We start from the raw sequence: 26,100 nt of genomic DNA, 5'->3' as shown, positions 1-26,100 counted from the left end.
TTTTAGCATTAAAAACGTCTATATAGGAGTAAGTAGATTTATGATGCTTTTTAATAAGGTGTTGTATTGACAAAGAAGGGACGAAACTAATTTTGTGTCTTCTATGATTGCTTTATTCACAGTAAAACAATGATAATAGTGAAAGATGTGGAAGTTTCCAATATTCGGAAAACAAGAGTTGGAATCTTTAGGGAGGTTAACGAAAGTGAGTAAGTTGAAAAAGGCCAATATATTGCTTCCAGTAATAGCTGCCTTTTTGCTCTGGATCAAAACATATATTGTTTATAAAACAAGTTTTTCCATTACGATTGAAAACTTCATGCAAGAGATTATTTTATTGATTAATCCGATTAGCTTTTTGTTATTCATATTCGGTCTCTCGCTATTTTTTAAAACGGAAAAAGGTAAATCACGTTATATTGTGTTAACAAGTCTTATTCTTAGCTTTATTTTATATGCGAATGTTGCTTTTTATCGTTTCTTTACGGATTTCCTAACTTTACCGGTTTTGTTCCAAACGAATAATTTTGCTGATTTGGGTGATAGTGCTGCAACCGAAATCCATTGGTACGATTTTCTTTACTTTTTAGATGTCGCGATTGTCTATTATCTTACTCGCTATTACCGAAAATATGCAGAATTTACCCCTGTAAAAAAATCAAGTCGTCGTGCCTATTTTCTTATTTCAGCAGCGGTATTATTTCTCAATATCGGCCTTGCAGAAGCAGAACGTCCACAGCTTCTTACAAGAACTTTTGATAGAGAAATGTTAGTGAAAAATTTAGGAACATATAACTATCATTTATATGACATCTTTTTACAATCAAAATCTTCTGCACAAAGAGCAATGGCAGATGGAAGTCAATTAGTGGATATCGAAAACCATGTGAATGCGAAATATGTGAAACCAGATCCTGAGATGTTTGGGATTGCGGAAGATCGTAATTTGATTGTTATTTCACTAGAATCACTACAAAACTTTGTGATTAATCAAGAGATGAACGGTGAAATGGTTACTCCATTTTTAAATGAACTAATGGAAGATAGTTATTATTTTGATCAGTTTTACCACCAAACCGGGCAAGGGAAAACATCTGATTCGGAATTTTTGTTAGAAAACTCTCTGTATCCTTTAGGACGTGGAGCCGTATTTTTCACCCATTCCGGTAATAAATTGAATTCATTGGCAGGTAAACTCGGTGACAAAGGATATTACACATCAACGATGCATGCGAATAATAAAAGTTTTTGGAATCGTGATATTATGTATGAGTCGATCGGATATGATTACTTTTATTCAGCACAGGATTATGACATTACGCCGGATAATTCTGTTGGTTGGGGCATGAAGGATATCCCATTCTTTGAGCAATCTGTCGATCTAATGAGTACAATGGAACAACCATTTTATACGAAAATGATTACCTTAACGAATCACCATCCATTTAAATTGGATGAAGAAGACAAATTTATTGATGAATACGATTCGAAAAGTGGAACATTGAATCGTTATTTCCAAACTGTTCGTTACATGGATGAAGCCTTACGTCACTTTTTTCAGCAACTCAAAGAAGAAGGTTTATATGAAAATTCCATTATTGTGATGTACGGGGATCATTATGGGATTTCGGAAAATCATAATGAAGCAATGGAACAGTATTTAGGAAAAGAGGTAACGCCATATGTGAGTGCCCAGTTGCAACAAGTTCCATTGTATATTCATATCCCAGGCGTTACAGATCAAGGAAAAGGAAAAACCATCTCGAAAATAGGCGGCCAAATTGACTTAAAACCGACACTCCTTCATTTAATGGGGATTCATTCAAAAAATGATATTGCTTTTGGGAGTGATCTATTGTCACCTGACCATCGCGATTTTATTGTATTTAGGGATGGTAGCTTTATTACAAGTGAATACGTATATACGAGAAATACTTGTTATTCCAAAGAAACGGAAGAACCTGTTGAAGAGACTTTCTGTGAACCATACAAAGAAAAGGCAAGCAAAGATTTGGGTTACTCCGATAGTATTATTAATGGTGATTTATTACGATTTTATGAAGATGACTATTAATAGAATCGGATATAATTTTCAACTCCCCAACTGGTGTTGTGGGAGTTTTTTAGAAAGAAGGAGGGGGAGTGGAAGTGCGGAAAAGACTTTTTTTGATATTCATGATGTTACTTATATTTATGGTATTAACGGGCTGTACTTTGTTGCAGAGTGATTTTGTTTCTCCAGAAGTTGAAAAAGACCTTCCTCCTAAAGCTGGAGAAAATGAGGGTGAAAGACCAAATCCCACTCCACTTCAATTAGACGCTGGTGACGAATTTGAAAAAATATATGGTTGGATTGATGATCAAACGATTATATATTCATTTGTGCACAAAGGTACTTATCAATTAGCAACTTATCAGCTTTATGAGGGAAAATCGAAAGTGATTTTTACTTCTCAATCTCCTTTCAACGATTGTTTAATTCATTACGACAAAGAGCTACTTCTTATACATACTTCACAAAATTCACATTCTGCAAAGCTTTATTTCATCGATTTAGTAGGAAATGTTAAATTTTCCACATCCGTTGATTCATATGAGATTGCTGCAGAATGGAATGAAGAAAACTCCGATTTGGTGATGATGACAGCATTTTTCGAAGATTGGTCTTATGAAAGTTTACAATTTGATATTGGTGATCATTCTATTCAGAAAAGGGAAGGAATGGAACCCTTTATCAAGTGGTTTGGAGAAGACCATATTCTAGTACAAGAATGGGATCCAGAGAAGCCAAACGTTTTCGCTCCCCTTGTTAAACAATCTCTAACCAATCCAAAGGAAAAAGAAACTCTTATCGATCATCTGTATCGATTTGATGTTTTTTCAAATGTGCTGATGGCAATCGATGTTGCTGGTGTGGATTCTGAACAAATGGAGTACCAGTTTTATGACTCGTCGTTAGAGGAAATGGTTCCTTCTATTCAGGTACCTAACTTAACGCAGTATTCAGATTGGTTAATACCTTACTATGATTATCTCGAGACGGAAAAGGTATTTCTCACGTTTGTACCAAAACATCATGGAAGTGCCGATACGTATGCTGAAGGCTTTCAACTTATTGCATACGACCTCCAAAAGCAAAATGCAGAAGTAATGTTTGATCACATGGAAAATAAGCCAATTTCTTGCTCGCCTAATGGGAAGTTATGTTTATACGGCTACCAACTGGAAGAAGTAATCAACTTAGAAACGGGAGATAGGCTGGTACTATCCCCTTTAGCAGAAAAAGAAGAGAGTAAAAAAATAATAACAGTAAAATAAAAAGGTGCAGGACATCAATCCTGCACCTTTTTATTGCTCTTATTCATTTTACTTAGGTAAAGAATCAGGAAGATGGATAAGGGTTGCAATCGCGAAAAAACCAAAAACAACTAAAGTTCCAAAACCGAATAAAAATCCAAGGATATTCTTGTTTTTCAAGGCACTAATGACTGCGAAAACGGCTAATAATGCAACTAACAAAAAGATAATAGCTGTACCCATGTATAAGAAACTCCTTTCTGTAGGACCATTCCATTTTTTATGTATTGACTACTCATACTCACATCTATTTTATAGCTTTTTTGTGGATTTGTCGAGCGATAAAAGTGACACTTCTTTGAAAGCTATGTTATGAATAGTATATACGTGGATGAACAAACTCATTCAGTATATATATCCAAAAAATAAAGGGGCGAAGAATATTGAAATGGATCCAGATCCCACTAGGGCCATTACAAACAAATTGCTATCTTCTTGTAAATGACAATAAAGAATGCATTATATTTGATCCTGGTAGTCAAGGTGAAGAATTAAATCATTATTTAGAAGAACAACAGCTCAAACCATTGGCCATACTTTTAACCCATGCACACTTTGATCACATCGGAGCTGTTGATCACGTTAAACGACAGTGGAAACTCCCCGTCTACCTTCACGAATTAGAGGGAGAATGGTTATCTAATCCATCTTTGAACGGTTCGGGTCGTTTCGGGGAAGACATCACTGCACAGCCAGCAGAACATCTTATTACAGAGGAAGGGGAATTGAAGATAGGCGCATTCTCCTTTGAGCTATTCCATACACCTGGTCATTCGCCAGGAAGTCTTTCTTATTATATAAAAGAGGTTCAAGCCGTTGTCGCAGGGGATACTTTATTTGCTGGAGGTATAGGTAGAACGGATTTACCAGGGGGGAGTCATAGTCAATTACTGTTAAGTATTCAAAACAAATTGTTAACAATGCCGGAGGAAACGAAAGTATTCCCTGGTCATGGACCAACCACAACCATTCGGGATGAAAAAAGGGAAAATCCCTTTCTTTAGTGCATAAAGAAATTTTCCATTATCATAAAAAAGACTGCATTCTTATATAGATTGCAGTCTTTTTTAGGTTACCCTAATCCACCACCAGGAGGCATTAGGAATAAGGTATAGTATGTAAATCCGCACATAAATACGGTTAAATATGCGGCGAATACATACATATACATACGTTCAGATAATTTTAAGTAACTAAGAAGAACAAAAAATCCAGTTTGTCCCAAGAATAATAATGCCGTTTTTTCCATATCACCAAGATACAGCATAATGGCAAATATACCGGTCCAAAAACCTAATACTCTATACATGCGATCCATATGTATTCCCTCCTTTTTAGCGTTCATCCATCAATACCTTATTATATAGGAAGATCGACTGAAATGTAAATATATGAGCTGGGTAACTTTGTGTCAAATAGGTGAGATTCTTCATCTTCCGACTTAAAGATAGTATACCTTAGAAAGGTCGAGATCATCCTTTGTCGATTGGATTTTATTTTTTAAAAAATTTTTTCGAATTTATGCAGGAAAAAAAGGAAACGTGTCGAATCTGTTAGTTAGAGAAAGGTATGGAAGGTGGTGTTTTATTGAAAAATGAGCATTGAGAAAATTGCAGACTCCTTGTTATCACAAGCTTTGTATTATCAGGCTACAGATATTCATGTTCTGCCTCGTTCAAAGGATTATTTGGTGCAATTTCGGATCCATGGTATCTTGACATCGTATAAAAAAATACCGATTCAAATGGGAGAAAGATTCATTTCTCATTTAAAATTTTTAGCTTCCATGGATATCGGCGAAAAAAGAAAGCCGCAAAGTGGTTCACTACAAGCTTATTTCTCCGGAATTTTGACTTCATTGAGAATTTCCACTTTACCTACCGCAAAGGCAAAAGAAAGTATTGTTATCCGCATCCTTCATCATAAAAAAACCCTTTCTCATCAAAAATTATCCCTATTTCCAAAAAGTATCCAGATCTTGCAAAATTTTATGACACAAGCACATGGTTTAATTTTATTCACTGGACCGACTGGGAGTGGGAAATCCACGTCCATGTTTTCGTTAGCTGATTATTGTTCTAAACAATTGAATCGGCGGGTTATTTCATTGGAAGATCCTGTTGAGCAACAAAATGATCATTTTGTTCAAGTTCAAGTGAATGAAAAAGCAGGGATGAGTTTTCATAATGGCTTGAAGGCCGTTTTAAGACATGACCCTGATGTGATTTTAATAGGAGAAATTCGTGATGCGGAAACAGCGTTTATTGCCATACGAGCGGCTATGACAGGTCACTTAGTTCTTTCGACTATGCATACGCGAGATGCAAAGGGGGCTTTGTATCGCTTAATAGAATTTGGTGTAAAACATCATGATTTAGAGCAGACTTTACTCGCTGTTACGTCCCAAAGATTAGTAAAGTTAAGATGTCCTTTCTGTGGATTTGCGTGTTCTAAATATTGCATTCGTTCCCAAGTATCGAAGAGAACAGGGGTTTATGAACTTTTACACAGTCGATCCTTACAAGCGGCCATGAAAGAATTAAAAGGAGGAGAGCTTTTCTCTCCGCCATTATCTTTACCAAAACTTATTGCGAAAGGGGTTGCGCTTGGCTATATTTCAGATGAGGAATATGAAAAGTGGATTATCGATGAAAAAAATATCGATAAAAGATCAAGGACAATTTTTTATTAGAGCGAGTGATATGCTGGAAAATGGCTATACCTTTGCAGAAGTCTTTCAATTCTTTATGAATATTCAAGAGAAACAGCGCTCACTTTTTGCATCCATGATGAAAGATTTACAAGAAGGCAATGCCATCCACGAGGTTTTCAACCAGCATGGTTTTGATAATCAAGCATGTGCAACGATTTATTTTGCGGAAAGACACGGATTTCTTGCAAAATCTTTTCAGGAGAGCGGGAGGTATTTACTGAAAAAAGAACAGCAACAGAAAAAATTATTGAAGTTAATTCAATATCCATGTTTATTAATCTTTGCTTTGTTGTTTGTAACATTTATTTTAAAAACCGTACTATTACCACAGTTTCAACTTCTCTATCGTACAATTGGCTTTCAACCAAATGGGATTACACAAATCATCCTTCATCTGGTTGACCATATCCCCATATATTTCGTTATTTCTATTTGTTTTTGTTTTCTAATCTTTTTATGTATGAAAAGATATTTTCACAAAAGAACAGCCATTGAAATAGCGGCACTCCAATCTTCCATTCCTTTTTACCAATCTTTCTACAAACTATACCAAACAATTTTTCTTGCAAGAGAATGGAGCTTACTATTCCAAAGTGGGCATTCCTTAAATGAAATTATCAAGATGATGGAAACCCAAAACTTTCGCCCGCTTATGCAAGAGGTTGGAGAATATTTGAAAAAGGAACTGATTTTAGGAAGCTCTTTTCCTAATGCGCTTTCTAAGCTGGATTTTATTGCGAATGAAATGGTCATCATTGTTGCCCATGGGGAAAGAAATAATCGATTGGGCAGTGAATTACTTTATTATAGCCAAATTTGTACAGAGATATTAGAAGAGAAAATGTTGCGCTTTATGTCGATTATTCAACCATTGATATTTATCTTGATCGGACTAATGGTTGCAGTGATTTATATGTCGATTTTTTTTCCAATGTTTCAAATGATGGATTCTATTTAATGGAAGAGGGAGACCAGTATGATGAAATATATTCGGAATCAAAAGGGATTTACATTAATCGAAATGCTGATCGTTTTACTTGTCATCTCCGTGATATTGCTCATTACTTTACCAAATGTCACTAAGCATAATAAAAATATTCATGGAAAAGGCTGTGAAGCTTTGGTATCTATGCTGCAAGGTCAGGTGCAGGCTTATCATATGGAGAAAAATCAATATCCAAAGGACTTTCAAGAGCTTGACAAGGCGGGCTATCTTGAATCAGAACAAGTAGCTTGTCCAGATGGCAGTAAATTGGAAATTGTAAATGGAAAAGTACAGCCAATCAAGAAGCCAGAGTCGTGAAATATTTTCGCTCAAGTAAAGGCTTTACCTTGTTGGAGATGCTGATAGTTTTATCCGTTGTATCAATCATATTGTTATTTAGTATTTTCACGTATCAATCATTTTCAGACATGATACAGAAAAAGTTATTTATTACCCAACTTGAAGCAGATCTATATTATGCTCATGCTTATGCCGTAAACAGAAGGGAGAAAGTTCAGGTCCAGTTCTCACCAATAAAGAAAGAATATAAGGTTACGGATCTTCATTCTAGCGAAACATTATTGCAGAGAAGCTTCCCCTCAACGATTTATATTCAAGAGAGTAATATCGCAAGCTTTGTGATTAATGCTGATGGAAATGTCTCTAATTTTGGCACCATTATTTTTCGGCAAAATCAGCATGCGATCAAGTTGAAATTTTATATTGGGAAGGGGCGTTTTATCATTGAAGAATGAGAGAGGTTTTAGCTTTTTGGAAGGGCTTCTCTCCCTTTCCTTTCTTCTTTTAATCTGTATAACTTTATTTCCTATCGTCTTTTCAATGATGAATAAGTTGTCTGATGGGAAAAAAGAAATGATTGGATACCGACTTTTATATGAATATGTAGAGCAATATCCAGTATCGAAATATCCTTTGAAACAAACAAGATTGAGCCAAGGAATTCAGTATGAATTATTTTATGAAGAAAATGCTGAAAACAGGAGAGCGTGCTTTCGTTATGAAGATCATCAAAAATGTGTTGAGTAAGCAATCTGGCTTTACCTTATTAGAAACCCTATTTTCAATAATGCTCATTACTTTAATTATGTCGATAATGCCATTCATTTTTCAAACGATTCATACGTTAGATCGCCTTTTGGAGACGGATCAAGATTATGAATGGAATTTATTTATTATCGGGTTGCGGAAGGAGCTAGAAGAAGCTGAGCAAATCAATGTCATGAAATTAAATGCGAAAACAAGCCTCATCTTAGAAAAGAGAAATCAAGTGATTACCTATGAGCCATATGGTCAATCATTGCGTAGAAAAGTGAATAAACTTGGCCATGAAATTGTACTTCAAGAAATTCATAGTATTGAATTTATATTGAATGAAGAAGAAGTGCTTATTCAGGTTGAATTTTTGGATGGAATAATGGATGAATCGAGATTTGCCATCAAGGAGGAAGGGTCATTTTAAAGCAAGAAAAAGGAGCCATTTATCCACTTGTTATGCTCGTTAGTGCGCTTGTTTTAATTTTTATCGGTGAAATGGTTCATATTTATGTAGCGGAGTGGGGATATATAAACGAAATCCAATCCTTTTATCAAAGAGAAATAAAGGAAATAATTCAACAAAATGAACCCCAAATGCAAAATACAGAAAAATTAATGATAAAATAGCTTTAGAGGAGAGTGTAACAAGGGGGAACTTCAATTTGGACATAAAAGAACCACTATTTTTAATTGGATTCATGGGGGCTGGGAAGACCTCCGTTGGCGAAAAATTAGCTGAAATTTGCGGATGTTCCGTGGTGGATACCGATCAAGAAATTGAGAGAAAGATGAAGATGGCGATTCCGCAAATTTTCGACAAGTGTGGAGAGGGGCATTTTCGAAGGATTGAATCTGAAGTTTTAGTAGAGTTATCGCAAGAGGCTGTTATCATCACGACGGGAGGAGGGATCATCTTAAAAGAAGCCAATCGGGATGTATTAAAAAAAGGGAAAACTATTTTCCTGCAGGCTCATCCTCAGTCGATTGTTGAACGTGTTGGATTGGATAGCGGTAGACCACTTATTCAAAACAAGAGTCTAGAAGAGGTCACATATATGTATCAAACTAGACTGCCTTATTACTTGGAATGCGCATCTTCTGTGGTGGATACAACTGACTTATCTATTGAAGAGGTAGCCCAGACTATTCTAAAAGAAATGAATGTTTACTAACTCACTTGGTTATACTTTACAAAGGAAGTTGTTTTCCCAACTATTTCCTAAATTGTAAAGAAAAGGTGAAAGCCATGTCGTTTGATGATTATATGAGGTATATGACGGAAACCTTTATTAAACATTTTGAACGACCGAAAGCGGAGCGTAAACAAATAAGGCTGAAGCGTAAAGAGTCGAGTCCACCAAAATTATATCAATGGTTCGGTTTAATGCCTTATTCGATTCGGATGATATTTAAAAGATAGACCCCTTCTACGATCAAGAGGGGGTCTATCTTTTTTGAAAAACTTAACCGATGGATTTAAAATAACCTAAGCATTGACAAACTTTTTATCCGTTGGTCATTTTTTCTTAAGAAAGAGCGTTTAAATAAAAAATGCCCCCGTTAATAATTTCGACTTTTATTATCGGCTCGTATTGATCCTGAAGTGCCTTTTTTTCAACTTCATAGGTTTCGGGTTTCTCTTCCTGGTCTTCGTAGAAATGATCGAGCAGATCTAGATCTTGTGCCCAACGTAATTTTGCCTCTTCAGCCCACGTATGGTCTGACGAATGAAGTTCTTTTTCTAGATAGGTCTCCATTCTTTTTAAGCCACTTTCTGGTTTAATGATCGGGGAAACCGTAAAGCAATAGTCAGGAATTTTTGGCTGGAGATCTGTCTGGTCCATTTTATCGAAAAAATGGTCGATCATAACGCCATTAATTAAATTTAATCCAAGCGATCTTAAAATATCTTTCTTTCTGTCACATTCATAAGAGATTTTAATGTTCAGCATTAACCACGGGTGTAAGGGGATCTGCCTATCTATATTTCCTTTAGCGGGATTTTCATAAAGGCGTATGAACCCAGCCCTTTGCTTCGTGATTGCGAAGAGCTGATGCAAACGTGGAGCACCGAAATGAATCACCTCGCCTTTTACATCTTCTGGTGCTTGTTTTGGATCCGTGATTAAATGAATTTTCATTGGATTCGGTGTCCCACCAGTTTTTTCTAAATAAGTCCAGTAAAAAGGGCGGTTCATCAACGCTTTATCCATGTCAATGGTAAGTTGTACGGTTATATACCCTGATTCATTTTTTTCAATTTGGCAATCATTTTCTGTAAAAAAAGTTTCGAGATAATCGTGAATTTCACTCTGCTGCAATGTTTTCTCCATCCTTTCTTATTGAATCAGCGAACTGGATGATGGACGAGAGGTTCTCCATTTTTATTTTCATTTCACCTTCAGAATGAGATGTTTGAAAAATATCTTTTACATATTCCTCCATATTTAAATGGTCAAATCTGGTGAGAATTTCATCTAACTCCCCGACAATTCGTTCAAATAAATTTATTTTTTCATAAAGAAGTTTTAAAATATGTTCTTCGATTGTACCCTTGATCGAGAAATTGTAGATGTGAACATTATTTTCTTGTCCTAAACGGTGAATTCGCCCAATTCGTTGTTCAAGTCGCATCGGATTCCAAGGTAAATCGAAATTAATAATGTGCGAGCAAAATTGTAAATTGATTCCTTCTCCACCCGCTTCTGTTGCGATCAGCACTTGAGCATGATTCTTAAACAGTTCGCGCATCCAATCTTTCTTACCGCGTTTAAACCCACCTCTGAAAGGAACAGAACGAATGCCATTTTTTTGCAAGAACCATTGTAAATATAATTGAGTTGCGCGGTATTCTGTAAAGATGATGACCTTATCATTGATCGTTTGAATTAATTCTAAAGCTTTTTCAGCTTTCGAGTTTTGTTGAACCCCATCTATTTTTTGCTTAACAAAATTAATCTTCTCTACAATAGCTGGAGAAGGATTTTCGATTTTATTAAACATATTTTTTAAGGTCATAAACACAGCTTCTCTACTACTGCATGCTTCTCTTTTAAGGGTAAGAAGGGAGAATCCATGCGCAACGAACCCGTCTTCAGCATTTTTCAGTGTATCGATGGCTTGATATAATGCCTTTTCCTCTTTTGAAAAATTGATCAAAATACTTTCTACATGACGCTCCGGCCATTCTACTCCTGTTTCACCTCTTCTATTTCGGATCATCACTTTATTCACTAACTCTTTTAAATATTCATCGTCTTGAAGTGATGTTTTTTTATTTTTATATTGGTCTAAGAAGCCGCTTTCCGATCCTAAATGCCCAGGCTTTAGTAAGGAGACGAGATGAAAAATTTCTTCAATTCTATTTTGAATCGGTGTAGCCGTTAATAAAAGACAAAACTTTTTCTTAAGGGACTGGACAAATTGATAGTTTTTCGTTTTAGGATTCTTTAATTTATGGGCTTCATCGATCACAATAAGATCGTAATTTTGTTCAGCGATTATTTCTTGATGGGGGCTGCGTTTAGCCGTATCAATCGAGGATACGACGACAGAAAATTGCTCCCATACATAACTTTTCTTTTGGGGAACGGCTGGTATATGAAATTTTTCGTTCAATTCGCTAACCCACTGAGAAACAAGAGAGGCTGGTACTAGAATTAGAGCTTTTTTTACTAAGCCTCTGATCATATATTCCTTTAAAATCAATCCAGCTTCGATTGTTTTCCCTAATCCCACTTCATCAGCCAAAATCGCCTTTCCATTCATATTTTCAACTACTTGTTGAGCGGTTTCTAGTTGATGGGGTAATGGAGTTAATTGCTGTAAATATTTTGGTGCAACTAATCCTTCAAAAGTAGGAATTGTTAAATGCTTCTCGGTTTTCACCGCTAGTTTAAATAGCTCTAAATTGGCCCAAGGACCATCCTTTTCTAGTCTTTCCACAAAACCTTTTTTCCAATTTTGGTCGAATTGTATTTTGACGGACATAAGTACCTCCTACAAATCAATGAAACATTGATGGGAATAAAATTGATACTTGAACACGTATCTTGTATTAGTTAGTATGTCCAAAAAAATAATTATATATTTGGCGAATAAGGGTGAAGGGAGAGACTGAAGGGGAAACAAAATCGTTGATCAAGATCCTCGGCTGTTTTTTTTTACTTCACAACGTTCTACTCTACTAAAAGATTTTAAAAAACACCGCAGAACATCAAGTGATCTGCGGTGTTTGAATTAGCTGTTATATTTCTTAGTTGTTTTTATTTTCCCTGTCCATTTTTTAAATCCACCTTGTAGTTGGTAAAGCTGCTTGTATCCCTTTTTGTATAGCATTTGCCCGGCTCTCCCACTGCGCATTCCACTTTGGCAGTAAAGATATACAGGCTTATCAGGACGAATTTCTTTCATTCTATTTTTTAATTGTGAAATAGGGATATTGCGAGCCCCTAAAATATGGCCGGCATCAAATTCATTTGGTTCCCGTACATCGATGAGCTGTGCTTTTCGATAACCTGAACGAAATTCATCTTCTGAAAGTGTGTTTAAAATTTTCTTTTGATGAAAAAAATTATACAGGGAAAATATGATGATAATCCCTAGAATAACAAGTAATGTGTATAAAGCTGTCAATTTTTTTCTTCCCCCCTCTGGTAAACAAGCCTATTTTTTATTATATTATTCAATGCGGCCTTTATCAAAACTTTTATATGAATCGTGGGAAATTTTAACAAGGTTGAGGAATAAACAAGCACTAAAGTAAAAATGTCCAAAATTGTCGTTTTTTTAGTTATTTTCATGGAGAATCTTTGTTTTTCTCACGATATCCCTCATTTTTGTATTTGACAAAAGGCAAAGTCTTTTCACTTGATTTACAATATATTGTGGTCGATAATAGACTAGAAACAATATATAGTGTTAATAGTGATTGTTTTATAGGGAATTTGAGTATTTCTTAGGATGTAGAGAGGAGTTTGTTAAATGGCAATAGCTTTCCAACAATATTCAGATTTGGATATTGAAAGATTGAATCAGGATATTCGACAGTTCGACCAGGTATTTCCCATTACAGCAGACATGAAGATCACACATAAGGGAGTATCTCGCCTCGTTATGATTGATCGGTATGCTTTCAAGGATACAGAAAAATTAACATTGGCAGCCGGTGACTTTATTGTTTTAACAATTAAGGACGATCCGAAATTTCCGGCAAGAGGTTTAGGTTTTATCCAATCGATTGATTGGGAAGAGAATACTGCGCAAGTCCTTGTAGAAGAAGAATTTCGTAATTCTTTAGACGAAGCAGAAGAGAGAAAGACAGGAATTATTGTTCGTCCGCTTGATGTCATCGAAAAACCGTTAGAAGTTTTTTATGAACAAATTGCCAAAAGAAATGCTAACGGATTAGCTGCGGTAGAAAAGACAGCCGAAAAAAGACAGGAATGGTTTGAAAAGTTTTATCAAGAGCTTTCAAGCTTAAATTTTATCCCAGCAGGACGGGTGCTGTATGGAGCAGGTTCTGGAACAGATGTGACCTACTTTAATTGTTACGTAATGCCGTTTGTTCCAGATTCCAGAGAAGGTATTTCTGAGCACCGTAAGCAAGTAATGGAGATCATGAGTAGGGGTGGCGGAGTTGGTACGAATGGATCCACACTAAGACCGCGGAATACACTTGCTCGTGGCGTCAACGGGAAATCTTCCGGATCAGTTTCATGGCTCGATGACATTGCAAAGCTTACACATTTAGTTGAACAAGGTGGATCAAGACGTGGAGCTCAAATGATCATGTTGGCCGACTGGCACCCTGATATTATTGAATTTATCATTTCCAAAATGCAAAACCCAAGAATTTTAAGATTTTTGATTGAAAATACGGACGACCCTATCATTAAAAAACATGCGAAAGATAAATTGAAATTTACTCCTTTAACCCAAACAGAAGAAGCGATGTACCAAGGAATTCTAAACTATCGTAATATGCCTGGATACGGCGGCTTTGATGAGTCTATTTTTCGTGAAGCTGAGGAAAAGTTAAACGAAGGTGGCACTTATTCTGTGCATAACTCGGAGTTTTTAACAGGAGCTAATATTTCTGTTTGTTTAACGAAAGAATTTATGGATGCAGTTGATGCAGATGATGAATATGAGCTCCGTTTCCCAGATGTTGAAAATTACGATGAAGAAGCCATGAAGATTTATAATGAAGAGTGGCATAATGTTGGGGATGTACGTGAATGGGAAAAACTAGGTCATAAAGTACGTACATACCGAAAAATCAAAGCAAAAGAATTGTGGAATTTAATTAATATTTGTGCCACCTATTCAGCGGAACCGGGCATTTTCTTCATCGATAATGCCAATGACATGACCAATGCGAAAGCATATGGACAAAAAGTTGTTGCTACAAATCCGTGTGGAGAACAACCGCTCGCACCATATTCTGTCTGCAATTTAGCTGCTGTCAATCTTGCGAATATGGCTGATAAAGAGAAGAAAACTGTTGATTTTGAAAAACTGAAACAAACGGTAAAAATCGGCGTGCGCATGCAAGATAATGTGATTAATGCAACCCCATATTTCTTGGAAGACAATAAAACCCAAGCACTTGGCGAAAGACGTGTCGGTCTTGGAGTCATGGGACTTGCCGATCTCTTAATCTATTGTGAAAAAGAATATGGATCAGCTGAAGGAAACAAATTAGTTGATCAAGTATTTGAAACGATTGCGACAGAAGCTTATCGAGAATCGATTGAAATTGCCAAAGAAAAAGGAAGCTTCCCATTCTTACAAGGGGAGACAGAGGAAGAAGCGAATCAATTACGTCAAGCCTTTATTCAAACGGGTTATATGAAACGGATGCCAGAGGATATAAGGGAAGATATTTTAGAATACGGTATTCGTAACTCACACCTACTAACTGTTGCGCCTACCGGATCCACTGGAACCATGGTTGGCGTAAGTACAGGTTTAGAACCTTACTTCTCCTTTACCTATTACCGTAGTGGCCGTCTTGGTAAATTTATTGAGGTAAAAGCAGATATTGTGGAAGAATATTTGCAAGCCAATCCTGATACGGATCCCGACAATTTACCAGAATGGTTTGTCACATCGATGAGCCTAGCACCTGAAGCTCATGCAGATGTACAATGTGTCATCCAACGCTGGATTGATAGCTCTATTTCTAAAACTGTGAATGCACCAAAAGGATATTCGGTCGAACAAGTACAAAAGGTGTATGAGCGACTCTATCGAGGGGGAGCCAAAGGTGGAACAGTCTATGTGGATGGAAGTCGTGATTCACAGGTTCTTACTTTGAAGGCAGAAGATAGTAAAGCAGAAACGACTGAACAACTACAATTCAGCGAACCGGTTGTCCTGGTAGATACGATTCAAGACCTCCGCTCAACAAGTGTTACATTTGGATCTGAGGTTGGAGACACATGTCCCGTATGCCGGAAAGGAAATGTAAAGGATATTGGCGGCTGCAACACATGCGACAATTGTAATGCTCAATTAAAATGTGGCTTATAAGATTACAGATGCTATATGGAACAAAAGCGCAAGCGCCCGTTTAGCGACGTACAAACTTTTTAGGGGCCTGACGAGATAAAGGAAACACGATGAACCCGAAGGGTGAATCGATGTTGACTTATCGTAGGAAGCCACCGAAAGTTTGCTAGTCGCTGGGCGCTGGAGCTGGATGTCAAACCGTAACGTAAACAGTTATCCACAAGTCGAGAATTTTATAATTTCCTAGACCATAAAAAAATCCCAAATCAATTTGCATTTGGGATTTTTTAATTGCTGAAGAAAGGCCCTCATGTTGCATGAAATTAAAGGAAATTGTAAAAACGTCGATTAGGAGCAAGTCCATTATTTATGGATTAATTTCCTGCTTGTATTATGTTCTAAATATCCTTTTGTCCCTTAAAATAGTAAAAAGACTGTCTGCGGGAGGGGTAAGAATGGATGTGGATGGCGTCTTTTCAGGTGGTGGGATTAAGGGGTTTGCCCTGTTAGGTGCTTATGAAGTCTTAGAAGAAAAAGGCATCAGCTTCAATAGATTGGCGGGCACAAGTGCTGGGGCGATCATGGCAGCTTTTATAGCTGCTGGTTATACAAGCAAAGAAATTTTAAAAATTATGCATGAGACAAAGATCTCCGTTTTTTTAGATCAAAAAAAGACCTTCATTCCCTTTCCTATCTCGAAATGGCTATGCCTATATTGGAGGATGGGCCTGTACCAAGGGAAAGCATTGGAGGAATGGATTCGCGAAAAACTGGCGGATAAAGGGGTGTATACTTTTTCAGATTTACCTAAGGGGAAATTAAAACTGATTGCATCCGATTTATCAGCAGGAAAGCTACTAGTGCTACCAGATGATTTAGAGGGATTGGGTATTCCAAAAGAAACATTTCCTATTGCCAGGGCTGTGAGAATGAGTTGTGGACTTCCCTTCTTCTTTGAACCTGTGAAATTACGTTCCTTGTCCGGGAAAAGTATCATTGTTGATGGAGGGGTATTAAGTAATTTTCCGATCTGGTTGTTTGATGAAGATAAAGGGAAGAAAAAGCGTCCCATCATTGGCATTAAATTAAGCTATAAAGCAGAAGAACAACCAAAAAGAGAAATAAAAAATGCTTTATCATTATTTGAGGCTTTATTTAGTACGATGAAAGATGTTCATGATGCGCGCTATATTTCAAGGAGACATGAGAAGAACATTATTTTTATTCCGTTAGAAGATGGATTAACGACAGAGTTTACTCTATCTGGTCAAAAAAAAGACGCCCTAATTGAGACAGGGCGTATGAGAGCAAAAGAATTTCTAAAAAAATGGACTTATTAAATACAGAGAGTCAAAAAATAGCACGATCTTTTTTCTTATTCTTTTTCCCTTCGATTACTGTCAAATGGGCAGTTGATCGTTTGCGAAGCGGACGTTTAGCAGATGTATTCACATAAACATTTTTTCGCGGTTGCTGGTAACGTTTCTTGGATAGCTTCGCTGCTTTTGCAAAGGATCTACTTTCCTTGTAGCCTTGTTTTCTTCCCATAAATAGTCGAATGACTAGCAAAATAATGCCTGCGATTAAAACCATAAAAAACAGCTGAAGGAACAGACTTGCCGGATTATAATATAACCAGGTACCTAACCCAATCAGCGCGGAAATAATAATTCCTCCAAACAAACAATTCCGTATGGTCAAGAATGCCACCTCCTCGGGAGTATAGAAAAGTATTCCCAAAAAGAAAACCAAATATACCATTATGAACCATTAATAGAATAAATGTAATTTCATTTTTCACCGAAACCTGTTACTTAAACAATCCTTTACCTATATCTTACTAAAAAAACAAAAAATTCACCAGATATAATTTTAAAGGCTGGAAATGGGCAAGATATGGATGAGGTGAAAATCGTGGAAAATAAAGAATATAACAATCAATATACGATGTCATTGACTCAATTATCGGTGTTTACAGGATTTGTTGCAGGCGCGGGAGGTGCTTTATTATGCTTTGCTGCCCATTACTTTAATCTTACCGAGATTAAGCCATCATTTATCTTAGTCATTTTTAAGGGGAGTTGGAAGGGCGGGTGGCTTGGTGTTGTGATATCTTGTTTGATTTATGGTTTTATTTCAATACTTGTTGCATTGATTTATTATACTTTGTTGAAAAAGAAAAAATCGATTATTTGGGGCGGGGTTTATGGAGCAATCCTTTTTTTTCTTATTTTTTTTGTGCTTTATCCAGTTATTCCAACCATTCAGTTCATTATGAAATATAATCTAATCACTATTTTAACAGAAGCCAGTTTTTTTATTTTGTATGGAATTTTTATTGGCTATTCGATTTCATATGAGTACAATGAACAGCAGTATTGGCAGAATGCTGAATCACATTGAACTTTATACACTCTAACTAGGTGCTAGTTGGCTTTTTATGGTAGAATGTTTTTGCAAAGGATTCTGGCTTTAGGGTGTGAGAAAAATGAAAATACTTGTTTTAAATGGCCCAAATTTAAATATGTTGGGGAAAAGAGAACCCGGTATTTATGGGAAAGATTCATTAGAGCAATTGGAAAAAAACCTTCATCATCTGTGTCAGAAAGAGGAAGTGGAAGTCGATCTCTTCCAATCTAATTATGAGGGAGCACTTCTTGATGAATTGCATGAGGCAACGAAAAAAGGGTATGCGGGCATTATTATGAATCCAGGCGCCTTCACGCATTATAGTATTGCCTTAAGAGATGGAATTGCCGCCATTGATTTGCCTGTTATCGAAGTGCATATCTCGAACGTTTACGCTAGGGAGGAGTTTAGGAGTAAATCCGTAACGGCCCCTGTTTCAATCGGACAAATTACAGGTTTTGGCCTATATGGTTATGAATTAGCTCTTCTCGCTTTAAAGCAATACATACAAGGGAGAGGATAAAATGAGTAAGTTGGATAAAATCCGTTCATCTTTCCAATCATTGGGAATTGACGGAATGTTTGTAACAAGTCCATATAATGTGCGTTATATGACCAACTTCACGGGAACAGCCGGTTTGGCTTTAATTTCACAGGACCGAGCTATATTTATTACTGATTTTCGGTATGCAGAACAGGCTCAAAATCAAGCGCAGGAATATGAAGTATCTATCCACTCTGGTCCGATCATGGATGAGGTAGCGAAGAAGGTAAAAGAGTTAGGAATCATAAAATTAGGATTCGAACAAGATTATATGTCTTATTCTACTTGGACTAAATACAATCAAGCTGTCGCAGCAGAATTTGTCCCTGTTTCGAATTTGATGGAGGAAATGCGGTTAATAAAGACGAATGATGAAATCGCTAAGATTAAAGAAGCAGCTGATATAGCAGATGCAGCCTTCAAACATATTCTTGATTTTATAGAACCTGGAAAAACTGAATTGGAAGTGTCGAATGAATTAGAGTTTTTTATGAGAAAATGTGGAGCCACCTCGTCATCCTTTGATATCATTGTTGCTTCCGGAAAAAGATCTTCCATGCCACATGGTGTTGCCAGTGATAAAGAGATTGAAGTGGGAGATTTCGTGACAATGGATTACGGTGCCCTTCATAAAGGGTATGTGTCCGATATTACCCGTACCATTGCAGTAGGAGAGCCATCTACTACTTTAAAAGAAATTTATGATGTGACCCTTGAAGCGCAATTACGAGCAATGGAACAAATTAAACCGGGCATGACCGGGATCGAAGCGGATGCGATTGCTAGAGATTATATCACGGAAAAAGGGTATGGCGACTATTTTGGGCATTCTCTCGGTCATGGGATTGGATTAGAGGTTCATGAAGGACCCAGCCTTTCAAAACGCTCTAAAATCAAACTGCAACCTGGTATGGTTGTGACCGTAGAGCCGGGGATCTATTTGCCAAATGTTGGTGGGGTGCGTATCGAGGATGATACACTCATCACCGATAAAGGAAATGAAACACTGACTCATTCAACGAAAGATTTAATTATACTTTAATGGGAACTTGGAGGAATAAAGATGATCTCAGTAAATGATTTTCGTACAGGGCTTACAATTGAAACAGATGGAGGAATCTGGCGTGTGATTGACTTCCAACACGTAAAACCAGGCAAAGGAGCGGCCTTTGTAAGATCCAAGCTAAGGAATTTGCGAACTGGCGCGATCCAAGAAAAGACATTCCGTGCCGGTGAAAAGGTCGAAAGGGCACAAATTGATAATAAAACAATGCAATACCTTTATGCAAATGGTGATATGCATGTTTTTATGGATAATGAAACATATGAACAAATTGAATTACCAGAAGCACAAATTGAATATGAATTACAATTTTTGAAAGAAAATATGGAAGTTCATATTATCATGTACCAAGGGGAGACTTTAGGTGTTGATTTACCGAATACCGTCGAACTTGAGGTAACTGAAACAGAACCAGGTATAAAAGGAGATACAGCCTCTGGTGGTTCGAAACCAGCGACATTAGAAACGGGGCTAACGGTACAAGTTCCTTTCTTTGTTAATTCAGGAGACCGTTTAGTTATTAATACAGCTGATGCAAGTTATGTCTCACGAGCATAAACGAACTATTTTCGAGGGCGCCGAAAATACTTCTGATTGTTAAACAGAATAAACTGAGCAGTAAAAAACGACTCTGACATTCGAAATATGAATGTAGAGTCGTTTTTTTGCTTTTTTCTAATAGGTTATTTCATATTTAGAGACAAGCTGAATACATATTAGTTAGAGGATTGATAGAGGGGGAGGAACATATGAGAGCTGTGTTGCAAATGATGCCTCGCCGAATCAGTGATTTGATCACACAACTTCCTAGTCAAATATGGGATGAGATAGAAGAAATTAGATTGCGGATTGGCAGACAAGTGGAAATAGCGGCAAAAGGGAAACCTCATTTTCTTTCCTATATATTTACAAAAGAAGATGCGGAGCAATTTATTGCCAAGCTAGCAAACCATTCATTTTATACGCTTGATGAAGAATTAAAAAAAGGGTATGTCACCATTGATGGCGGCCATCGAATTGGTTTGGCTGGGAAGGTCATTCTTGAAAACAGTCATGTGAAGGCGATCCGCCACCTAGCCTCATTTAATATTCGCATCGCAAGAGAAAAGATTGGAATTGCAGAGAAATATTTACCATTTTTGTATCAAGAAAACTGGAAAAACACCATGATTATTGGCGCACCGCAGACGGGAAAGACGACATTATTAAGGGATATAGCTCGCATGATCTCTACAGGTTCTTCTCACCTAAAGATTGCCTCTGCAAAAGTTGGCATCGTTGATGAACGATCAGAAATTGCTGGTTGTGTGCATGGGATTCCTCAACTTCAATTTGGTCAAAGGGTAGATGTGCTAGATGCATGTCCTAAAGCAGAGGGGATGATGATGCTCATACGTGCCATGAGTCCAAATGTATTAGTTGTCGACGAAATTGGTCGAGAGGAAGATCGATTAGCCATTATGGAAGCGGTCAATGCTGGGATCGCCTTAATGATGACAACACATGGAAATTCCTTTGAGGAAGTGAGGAAAAGACCATTGCTGCAAGAGATTATTGATTCGCAGGTATTTGAACGCTTTATCGAATTGTCTCGTATAAACGGCCCTGGAACGATTGCAGCCATTAAGGATACAAATGGACAGCCAATTAAAAATAAAGAGTTGGTCCATCATGTTTAAAATAATCGGCTCTCTCTTAATCCTAGGTGCCACAACATTTATCGGGTTTGAAATAGCAAGAAGGTTAAGTGAGAGGCCCAAACAATTACAATTGTTCGCAGCTTCCCTTGAGACGTTAGAGACTGAGATCATGTATGGTCATACACCACTGGGAGAGGCATGCATGAAAATATCAAACCAGTTACCAAATCCCGTTTCTGATCATTACGCAAAATTCGCCCACTTCCTTACGAAGGAGGAAATAACCGTATACCAAGCATGGGAGGCAGCATTAAAAGAAACATGGAAACAAACAGAATTAAAACAAAATGAATTTGAAATCCTTCAACAATTCGGTGCTAATCTTGGGAAGCATGATCGTGAATCTCAACAAAAACAGATTATCCTAACATTGAATCATTTGGGAAGAGAAGAGAAGGAAGCAAGGGAAAAACAAAAGATTTACGAAAAAATGGCAAGGAATTTAGGGGTTTTGATTGGAATTCTGATCATTATTTTGCTGGTATAAAACGCCTACATGTTTTCAAACGTCACACGCGATTCCTACGCTTTAAATAAATAGGAGGTTGTAAGAATGGGCATAGAGGTAGATGTCATCTTCAAAATTGCTGGAGTAGGCATCGTTGTTGCTTTTTTGCATACGATCCTTGACCAAGTGGGGAAAAAAGAATATGCCCAGTGGGTCACCCTTTTTGGTTTTATTTATATTTTATTTATGGTTGTCACAATCGTTGACGGGCTTTTTCAGAAAATCCGTTCCGTATTTTTATTTCAGTGATAGGGGGAGTCCGTCATTGTTATGTTGCAAATTGCGGGGATTGCCCTGATTACAACATTTCTTGTATTAGCGATCAAGGAGCAAAAGCCTGGTTTTGCTTTTTTACTTATATTATTTACAGGAACAGGAATATTTCTATTTCTCGTTGATCAAATTCAGAAAATTATTATGATGATCGATACGCTTGCAGCCAATGCCAATGTGAATTCTATGTATGTAAAAACAATTTTGAAAATAATTGGCATTGCGTATATCGCGGAATTCACCTCCCATATTAGCAAAGATGCTGGTCTAGGTTCTCTTGCGGCAAAGGTAGAATTAGCTGGAAAAATATTAATATTAGCGATGGCAGTGCCAATTTTAACAGTTCTAATTGAAACAATCCTTGCTCTAATGCCTGCCTAAAATGCGTTGTGGAACGGAGTGGAAATAGATGAAATTCCGGCATGGGATCATCTGCTTATTCTTTATGCTGCTGTTGATTGGCCCAGGTCAAGTCAGCGCCCAAGAGGGACAACCTGTAGAAAGTGAAAAAGAGAGTACTTTAGATCGTTACATGGATGACTTGGGACTAGAAGAATTAAATCAATACTGGGACAAGGTTGTTGAGGATTACGGGAATTATTTACCAGAAAGTAAAAGAGGGACACTTATTGAATTTGTAAAAGGGGATGGGTCTTCCTCGATACAAGCCTGGGTTAACGGCATTATCGCCTTTATCATTCAAGAAATATCGTTGAATTTAAAACTTTTAGGTACCCTTATGCTTTTGACTATTTTTAGTGTGTTTTTACAGTCTCTCCATAATGCCTTTGAACAAGGTGCTGTCAGTAAGGTTGCCTATTCCATTATTTTTATGGTTCTTATCATCATCGCACTAAATAGTTTTCGGGTAGCAAGTGAATATGCAATCGAGGCAATTGATCATATGAGTCAATTTATTTTGGCTTTATTACCACTTTTACTAGCCTTAATTGCCTCTTCTGGAGGAGTTACGTCCTCAGGTTTTTATCATCCAATCCTTGTCTTTTTAGTCAATATTAGCAGTTTGATTATTAAAAACGGTGTTTTACCATTACTATTTCTTTCTACGTTATTAAGTATCGCCAATGCATTGAATGGAGAAATAAAAGTATCCCAATTAGCTGGCTTACTCAAGAAAGCGAGTGTTGGATTGCTAGGCGCTTTTATTACGATTTTGCTAGGCGTGATGTCCTTACAAGGGGCAGCTTCTGCGGTTGCCGATGGGGTGGCGATTAAAACAGCTAAGTTTGTGACAGGCAATTTCGTTCCGGTTGTAGGGAAAATGTTCACAGACGCAGCTGATACGGTGCTGTCGGCCTCTGTCTTATTAAAAAACACCGTTGGGATTGCAGGAGTGATCATTGTGCTGTTGATTGCTGCTTTTCCAGCTATGAAAATATTAATTATATCATTTATCTACAAACTTACTGCAGCGTTATTGCAACCTCTTGGCGATGGACCAGTCATTGCTTGTTTAAACGCTGTAAGCAATAGTATGATTTATGTTTTTGCGTCACTAGCTATCGTTTCTTTCATGTTTTTTATTAGTGTGACGATTATTATTACATCTGGCAATATTACGATGATGGTTCGATAGAAAGGGGATGTTCAAAAAGTCCGGTAAAAATGACTCTGCGAATTTCTTCGTTGGCTTGTTTCTTCTCTGCTCATGTATCAGGATAAAAGTTCTTCTGCTAACCCTGCCCACGTCCTGTGGGCAACGCAGAAGTCAGTACATCCTGTACAAGTCAGCTCCTCGGAAAAGAAAACCACTTTTCCTTCGTGCGATGCGGATTCAGGGAAGCTTTCCTTGTGCTCGAAACTGCGCCGCCTCGAACTTTCGATGCACAGGATGTGCTAGTGTCGGCGTTGCTGACAGGACGTCAGCACCTTTAGCCGACGGGTCCTTTTTATCCTCCTTTTTGAACACGCACTTGAAAGGGGATAGATATGGAATTTATAAAAGGTTGGATTCTTAATATCATTATATTCCTGCTTCTAGCCATGATTATTGACATGCTGTTACCAGCAAATAATATGCGGAAATATGTGAAACTTGTGACAGGATTGCTACTGATTTCGATCATTATGACTCCCTTATTTCAATTACTATCAAGTGATTATGAAAAAGTATTGGCTTCTTTTACGACAAAGATAGAAGCAAGTGAACAATCTACAGGAAATTTGCTAGAAAAGAAAAAAATAGAGATACAAGCCTCACAACATGCATATACATTAGAGCAGATGGCTGTCCAAATGAAAAAGGAAGTGGAAAAGGAGTTGATGGATCATTATCAAGTTGTAATTAAGAACATTCAAATCTCTGCCGATGCCAATATGGATCAACCAGAAGAACAGATCAATCACGTGTTGGTTCATGTAGCCCCTTCCGAAAATGAAATAGAGATTGTAGAACCGATTGTGATTAATACAAAGGAAGAAAAGCCGAAAGAGAGCAGTCATCAAAATAGTGAAATCAAAACACTACTGTCTGAACGATGGGAAATTCCTGAAGAGAGCATTGAAATTGTTTCGGGGGAGGAACCAGCAAAAGATGGGGAATCATAATCATCCTTTTCAATGGATAAAGGAAAAACTAGAGAAGCTTAAACTAAAGCCTCCCGGAAAAAACGGCGGAAAAACTTCTTATCTTCTCATATTACTTGCCTTAGGAGCTTTATTTATGGTTATGGGCAACATATGGAAAAATGATGTAGATGAACAACCAGCAGCCGTTTTAGATAAAACAGCCTCTGATGAAAGCTCTGAGACATTTGGATCTAATCAATCGGAATCAAATGAAGGGATGAAATTATTTGAAGATCAATATGAGCAGCGGTTAAAAGAGGCGTTAGAATCGATTGTGGGGGTTGGCAGTACAACTGTTTTTATCAATGTATCTGCAACTGAAAGAAAAGTATACGAGAAAAATACAGTTTTAAGAAATCAGACGACGAAAGAAGAGGATACAAATGGGGGAACAAGGCAAGTAGAAGATCAATCGAAAGAAGACGAGATTGTCATTATTCAAAACGGGGATAAAGAAACACCTCTGACCTCAGAGACACAAAAGCCGGATATTCAAGGTGTTTTGGTTGTTGCGGAAGGGGCAGAAAATATACAAGTGAAAAAGTGGATTCGAGAGGCTGTGACAAAATCTTTAAATGTTCCTGTTCATAAAGTTGCAGTTATTCCAAAAAAATCTAAGGGGGAATCTTAATGCTTTTGAAAAAGCAAACAGTTTGGCTATTAACAATGTTAAGTCTTGTGGTCGTATTATCAGTCTATTATGTTTTACAGGACCCACCATCCAATGATTTAGCAGCAAATGGCAAAAAGGATGCAGAAAATACTAGCGACCAAATGAGTGGTAAAGATTTAGAAATTATGACTCAAGCAGCCGGTGATGATGTTTATGAAGCGATCCGCATGGATTTGCAAGATAAACGTAGCGAGCAAAAACTGGGCTTGCAAAGCCAATTAGGTGAGAAAGAATTAACAGCAGATGAAAAAAATAAATTGTATGATGAAATGGAAAAAATTGATGAACTGGCGGCAAAGGAACAGATTATTGAAACAAGTATAAAAGGATTAGGATACAGTGATGCATTGGTTAAGATAGAAGATCAAACAGTAAATATTTTGGTAAAAGCAGAAGAGCATTCAAAGAAAGACGCTGTAAGTATCCTTAAAGTTGTAAGAGATGAAATTAGCACGAATTATGTGCCAAAAATCGAATTTGATACAAAATAAGCCGAGGACGGAGGGGAGAATCCCATCCGTCCCATTTCTTTTTTCAGAGGATGTTCAAAAAGTCCGGTAAAAATGACACTGCGAATTTCTTCGTTGGCTTGCTTCTCCGCTGCTCATGTATCTAAATGCATACATTCTGCTGCTCGAAGGCTGCGCCGTCTCGAACTTTCGACGTACAGGATGTACTAGTGTCGGCGTTGCTGACAGGACGTCAGCGCCTTTAG

At 37.2% G+C, this 26,100-nt stretch carries 31 protein-coding genes; 25 read left to right on the top strand and 6 right to left on the bottom strand.

What is annotated here, in order from left to right; genetic code table 11:
* Positions 1-205: 205 nt before the first annotated feature.
* Together KI363_RS00475 and KI363_RS00470 are read left to right on the top strand one after the other, a co-directional pair.
* Positions 206-2,074, top strand: a complete 1,869-nt coding sequence (locus tag KI363_RS00475) for an LTA synthase family protein (RefSeq protein ID WP_246516638.1) — start codon at positions 206-208, stop codon at positions 2,072-2,074.
* Between the two features lie 74 nt (positions 2,075-2,148).
* Positions 2,149-3,318, top strand: coding sequence for a YqgU-like beta propeller domain-containing protein (locus KI363_RS00470; protein ID WP_158322697.1), 1,170 nt, complete (start codon positions 2,149-2,151; stop codon positions 3,316-3,318).
* A 48-nt stretch (positions 3,319-3,366) separates the two neighbouring features.
* Here the strand turns inward: KI363_RS00470 and KI363_RS00465 are convergent, their stop codons facing one another.
* Positions 3,367-3,540, bottom strand: coding sequence for a DUF2759 domain-containing protein (locus KI363_RS00465; protein ID WP_158322699.1), 174 nt, complete (start codon positions 3,538-3,540; stop codon positions 3,367-3,369).
* A gap of 200 nt (positions 3,541-3,740) precedes the next feature.
* Between KI363_RS00465 and KI363_RS00460 the strand changes: the two genes are divergently transcribed.
* Positions 3,741-4,361: an MBL fold metallo-hydrolase gene (locus tag KI363_RS00460; protein ID WP_212964837.1), complete on the top strand. Its 621-nt coding sequence runs from the start codon at positions 3,741-3,743 to the stop codon at positions 4,359-4,361.
* A gap of 68 nt (positions 4,362-4,429) precedes the next feature.
* On the opposite strand, the gene KI363_RS00455 is transcribed toward KI363_RS00460, so the two are convergent.
* Positions 4,430-4,675: a DUF2626 domain-containing protein gene (locus KI363_RS00455; RefSeq protein ID WP_057983290.1), complete on the bottom strand. Its 246-nt coding sequence runs from the start codon at positions 4,673-4,675 to the stop codon at positions 4,430-4,432.
* 276 nt (positions 4,676-4,951) lie between these two features.
* Between KI363_RS00455 and comGA the strand changes: the two genes are divergently transcribed.
* The 8 genes from comGA to KI363_RS00415 all read left to right on the top strand — a co-directional run bounded on the left by comGA (position 4,952) and on the right by KI363_RS00415 (position 9,531).
* Complete coding sequence (gene comGA / locus KI363_RS00450) at positions 4,952-6,049, top strand: competence type IV pilus ATPase ComGA (RefSeq protein ID WP_212964835.1); 1,098 nt, start codon at positions 4,952-4,954, stop codon at positions 6,047-6,049.
* Entirely contained in the window at positions 6,006-7,028 is a 1,023-nt protein-coding gene (comGB, locus tag KI363_RS00445) for a competence type IV pilus assembly protein ComGB (protein ID WP_212964833.1), read from the top strand. The genes comGA and comGB overlap by 44 nt, the downstream gene beginning before the upstream one ends.
* Before the next feature lie 21 nt (positions 7,029-7,049).
* Positions 7,050-7,373, top strand: a complete 324-nt coding sequence (gene comGC / locus KI363_RS00440) for a competence type IV pilus major pilin ComGC (protein WP_212964831.1) — start codon at positions 7,050-7,052, stop codon at positions 7,371-7,373.
* The gene (gene comGD / locus KI363_RS00435; RefSeq protein ID WP_212964829.1) at positions 7,370-7,810 is read left to right on the top strand and encodes a competence type IV pilus minor pilin ComGD; all 441 of its coding nucleotides are present in this window, start codon (positions 7,370-7,372) and stop codon (positions 7,808-7,810) included. The genes comGC and comGD overlap by 4 nt, the downstream gene beginning before the upstream one ends.
* Positions 7,800-8,102 carry a hypothetical protein gene (locus KI363_RS00430; RefSeq protein WP_212964827.1) on the top strand — a complete coding sequence of 101 codons (303 nt, stop codon included), beginning with the start codon at positions 7,800-7,802 and terminating at the stop codon, positions 8,100-8,102. Before comGD ends, KI363_RS00430 begins: the two co-directional genes overlap by 11 nt.
* Positions 8,074-8,535 (top strand): competence type IV pilus minor pilin ComGF, encoded by a 462-nt coding sequence (gene comGF / locus KI363_RS00425; RefSeq protein WP_212965059.1) that lies wholly within the window; start codon positions 8,074-8,076, stop codon positions 8,533-8,535. Before KI363_RS00430 ends, comGF begins: the two co-directional genes overlap by 29 nt.
* Positions 8,536-8,773: 238 nt before the next feature.
* A complete protein-coding gene (locus KI363_RS00420; protein WP_212964825.1) occupies positions 8,774-9,283 on the top strand; it encodes a shikimate kinase in 510 nt (169 codons plus the stop codon).
* Positions 9,284-9,357: 74 nt separating this feature from the next.
* Positions 9,358-9,531, top strand: coding sequence for a YqzE family protein (locus KI363_RS00415; protein ID WP_158322714.1), 174 nt, complete (start codon positions 9,358-9,360; stop codon positions 9,529-9,531).
* Between the two features lie 106 nt (positions 9,532-9,637).
* Here KI363_RS00415 and KI363_RS00410 read toward each other — a convergent pair whose 3' ends face one another.
* From KI363_RS00410 to KI363_RS00400, 3 genes are all read right to left on the bottom strand, one after another.
* Complete coding sequence (locus tag KI363_RS00410) at positions 9,638-10,432, bottom strand: YqhG family protein (RefSeq protein ID WP_158322716.1); 795 nt, start codon at positions 10,430-10,432, stop codon at positions 9,638-9,640.
* Positions 10,419-12,101: a DEAD/DEAH box helicase gene (locus KI363_RS00405; RefSeq protein ID WP_212964823.1), complete on the bottom strand. Its 1,683-nt coding sequence runs from the start codon at positions 12,099-12,101 to the stop codon at positions 10,419-10,421. Before KI363_RS00405 ends, KI363_RS00410 begins: the two co-directional genes overlap by 14 nt.
* 249 nt (positions 12,102-12,350) lie before the next feature.
* Positions 12,351-12,746, bottom strand: a complete 396-nt coding sequence (locus KI363_RS00400) for a rhodanese-like domain-containing protein (RefSeq protein ID WP_158322719.1) — start codon at positions 12,744-12,746, stop codon at positions 12,351-12,353.
* Between the two features lie 348 nt (positions 12,747-13,094).
* On the opposite strand from KI363_RS00400, the gene KI363_RS00395 reads away from it, so the two are divergent.
* Both KI363_RS00395 and KI363_RS00390 read left to right on the top strand, forming a co-directional pair.
* A complete protein-coding gene (locus tag KI363_RS00395; RefSeq protein WP_158322721.1) occupies positions 13,095-15,647 on the top strand; it encodes a vitamin B12-dependent ribonucleotide reductase in 2,553 nt (850 codons plus the stop codon).
* Between the two features lie 434 nt (positions 15,648-16,081).
* Complete coding sequence (locus tag KI363_RS00390; RefSeq protein WP_158322723.1) at positions 16,082-16,966, top strand: patatin-like phospholipase family protein; 885 nt, start codon at positions 16,082-16,084, stop codon at positions 16,964-16,966.
* Between the two features lie 10 nt (positions 16,967-16,976).
* Here the strand turns inward: KI363_RS00390 and KI363_RS00385 are convergent, their stop codons facing one another.
* On the bottom strand, positions 16,977-17,327 hold the full coding sequence (locus KI363_RS00385; protein WP_158322725.1) for an SA1362 family protein: 351 nt from the start codon (positions 17,325-17,327) through the stop codon (positions 16,977-16,979).
* Positions 17,328-17,540: 213 nt separating this feature from the next.
* On the opposite strand from KI363_RS00385, the gene KI363_RS00380 reads away from it, so the two are divergent.
* From KI363_RS00380 to KI363_RS00325, 12 genes are all read left to right on the top strand, one after another.
* A complete protein-coding gene (locus KI363_RS00380) occupies positions 17,541-18,029 on the top strand; it encodes a YqhR family membrane protein (RefSeq protein ID WP_246516636.1) in 489 nt (162 codons plus the stop codon).
* A gap of 85 nt (positions 18,030-18,114) precedes the next feature.
* Positions 18,115-18,558 (top strand): type II 3-dehydroquinate dehydratase, encoded by a 444-nt coding sequence (gene aroQ / locus KI363_RS00375; protein WP_158322729.1) that lies wholly within the window; start codon positions 18,115-18,117, stop codon positions 18,556-18,558.
* A 1-nt stretch (position 18,559) separates the two neighbouring features.
* Positions 18,560-19,621: a M24 family metallopeptidase gene (locus KI363_RS00370; protein ID WP_158322730.1), complete on the top strand. Its 1,062-nt coding sequence runs from the start codon at positions 18,560-18,562 to the stop codon at positions 19,619-19,621.
* 21 nt (positions 19,622-19,642) lie between these two features.
* Positions 19,643-20,200 carry an elongation factor P gene (gene efp / locus KI363_RS00365; protein WP_158322732.1) on the top strand — a complete coding sequence of 186 codons (558 nt, stop codon included), beginning with the start codon at positions 19,643-19,645 and terminating at the stop codon, positions 20,198-20,200.
* Between the two features lie 191 nt (positions 20,201-20,391).
* The gene (gene spoIIIAA, locus KI363_RS00360; protein WP_158322734.1) at positions 20,392-21,321 is read left to right on the top strand and encodes a stage III sporulation protein AA; all 930 of its coding nucleotides are present in this window, start codon (positions 20,392-20,394) and stop codon (positions 21,319-21,321) included.
* On the top strand, positions 21,314-21,829 hold the full coding sequence (gene spoIIIAB, locus KI363_RS00355) for a stage III sporulation protein SpoIIIAB (protein ID WP_158322735.1): 516 nt from the start codon (positions 21,314-21,316) through the stop codon (positions 21,827-21,829). The genes spoIIIAA and spoIIIAB overlap by 8 nt, the downstream gene beginning before the upstream one ends.
* A gap of 66 nt (positions 21,830-21,895) precedes the next feature.
* Positions 21,896-22,099, top strand: a complete 204-nt coding sequence (spoIIIAC, locus tag KI363_RS00350; RefSeq protein WP_057983258.1) for a stage III sporulation protein AC — start codon at positions 21,896-21,898, stop codon at positions 22,097-22,099.
* Positions 22,100-22,120: 21 nt separating this feature from the next.
* Positions 22,121-22,504: a stage III sporulation protein AD gene (gene spoIIIAD / locus KI363_RS00345; RefSeq protein ID WP_057983260.1), complete on the top strand. Its 384-nt coding sequence runs from the start codon at positions 22,121-22,123 to the stop codon at positions 22,502-22,504.
* Between the two features lie 28 nt (positions 22,505-22,532).
* Positions 22,533-23,720: a stage III sporulation protein AE gene (gene spoIIIAE / locus KI363_RS00340; protein WP_158322737.1), complete on the top strand. Its 1,188-nt coding sequence runs from the start codon at positions 22,533-22,535 to the stop codon at positions 23,718-23,720.
* A gap of 353 nt (positions 23,721-24,073) precedes the next feature.
* Positions 24,074-24,691 (top strand): stage III sporulation protein AF, encoded by a 618-nt coding sequence (gene spoIIIAF / locus KI363_RS00335; protein WP_158322739.1) that lies wholly within the window; start codon positions 24,074-24,076, stop codon positions 24,689-24,691.
* Complete coding sequence (gene spoIIIAG / locus KI363_RS00330; protein WP_158322740.1) at positions 24,678-25,343, top strand: stage III sporulation protein AG; 666 nt, start codon at positions 24,678-24,680, stop codon at positions 25,341-25,343. Before spoIIIAF ends, spoIIIAG begins: the two co-directional genes overlap by 14 nt.
* On the top strand, positions 25,343-25,876 hold the full coding sequence (locus tag KI363_RS00325) for a SpoIIIAH-like family protein (protein WP_158322742.1): 534 nt from the start codon (positions 25,343-25,345) through the stop codon (positions 25,874-25,876). The genes spoIIIAG and KI363_RS00325 overlap by 1 nt, the downstream gene beginning before the upstream one ends.
* Positions 25,877-26,100 lie beyond the last annotated feature (224 nt).

Origin of the sequence: Lederbergia ruris (assembly GCF_018332955.1) — a bacterium.
GTDB classification, from domain to species: domain Bacteria; phylum Bacillota; class Bacilli; order Bacillales; family Bacillaceae_C; genus Lederbergia; species Lederbergia ruris.
Note: the sequence above shows the minus strand (reverse complement) of the source record. Positions and strands in the feature narration are given on the sequence as shown.